The organism is Cellulomonas septica (assembly GCF_012396155.1).
In the GTDB taxonomy this organism is placed as follows: domain Bacteria; phylum Actinomycetota; class Actinomycetes; order Actinomycetales; family Cellulomonadaceae; genus Cellulomonas; species Cellulomonas septica.
Window position 1 is genome coordinate 1 of sequence record NZ_JAAXOY010000829.1, and the last position, 1,325, is coordinate 1,325.

1 protein-coding gene is annotated in these 1,325 nt (G+C 74.3%); it reads left to right on the plus strand.

The window, feature by feature from the left end; all coding sequences use genetic code 11:
* Positions 1 to 6: 6 nt before the first annotated feature.
* The gene (gene efeO / locus HGA02_RS19575) at positions 7 to 1,206 is read left to right on the plus strand and encodes an iron uptake system protein EfeO (RefSeq protein ID WP_168681065.1); all 1,200 of its coding nucleotides are present in this window, start codon (positions 7 to 9) and stop codon (positions 1,204 to 1,206) included.
* Positions 1,207 to 1,325 lie beyond the last annotated feature (119 nt).

The window sequence follows — 1,325 nt, forward strand, 5'->3', positions numbered from 1 at the left end:
AGCCCGATGTCCCACCGGCCCACCGCCGCGCTCACCTTGGCCGCCGCGCTCGTGCTGCCGCTCGCGGCCGCGTGCGTCCCGAACGACGCCCCCGCCGACGACGCCACGGCCGCGGGCGCGATCACGGTCTCGTCGACCGCCGACGCGTGCGACGTGTCCACCACGGAGGCCGCGTCGGGGCCGCTGACGTTCACCGTCACGAACGACGGCGAGGACGTCACCGAGTTCTACCTGCTGGGCGAGGACGGGCTGCGCGTCGTGTCCGAGGTCGAGAACATCGGCCCCGGCCTCAGCCGCGACCTCGTCGTGCAGGCCCGCCCGGGCACCTACTGGACGGCGTGCAAGCCGGGCATGGTCGGCGACGGCATCCGCGCGAAGTTCACGGTGACGGACTCGGGCGCCGACACGGGTCCGACCGGTGACACCGCCGAGCAGCTCGCCGCGGCCGAGGCGTCGTACGTCGCGTACGTCAAGGACCAGGTCGGCGCGCTCGTCGCGGGCACGCAGGAGTTCGCCGACGCGTACGCCGCGGGCGACGACGCGACCGCCCGGGACCTGTACGCCGCGACGCGCGTGCACTGGGAGCGCGTCGAGCCCGTCGCCGAGTCGTTCGGCGACCTGGACCCCCTGCTCGACCTGCGCGAGGCCGACCTCGAGGACGGCGCGACGTGGACCGGCTGGCACCTCGTCGAGAAGGACCTGTGGCAGCCGACCCCCGAGGCGAACGGCGGCGTCGCCTACACGCCGCTCACGCCCGAGCAGCGGCAGGCCGCGGCCGACGACATCGTCGCGAACACCGCGAGGCTCCAGGAGCAGGTCACCGACCCGGCGTTCACGTTCGAGGCGTTCCAGATCGCGAACGGCGCGAAGGAACTGCTCGACGAGGTCGCGACCGGCAAGGTCACCGGCGAGGAGGAGATCTGGTCGCACACCGACCTGTGGGACTTCCAGGCCAACGTGGACGGCGCGCGCGTCGCCTACGAGGTGCTGTCGGACGTCGTGCAGGAGCGGGACGCCGACCTCGCGGACGCGCTCGACGAGCGGTTCACCGAGCTCCAGGACCTGCTGGCCGCGCAGGGCAGCGTCGAGTCGGGCTTCACGTCGTACGACCAGCTGACCGAGGACCAGGTCAAGGACCTCGCCGCCGCGGTCGACGCGCTGTCGGAGCCGCTCTCGCGCCTCACGACCACCGTGACGGGCGCCTGACGCCGCGATGACCGACGTCGACTCCCCCGCCACCCCGGACGACGCCCCGGCGCCGGCCACCGGGCTGTCCCGGCGCGCCCTGCTGGGCCTGGGCGGGGGTGTCGCGGCGGTCGCCGCGG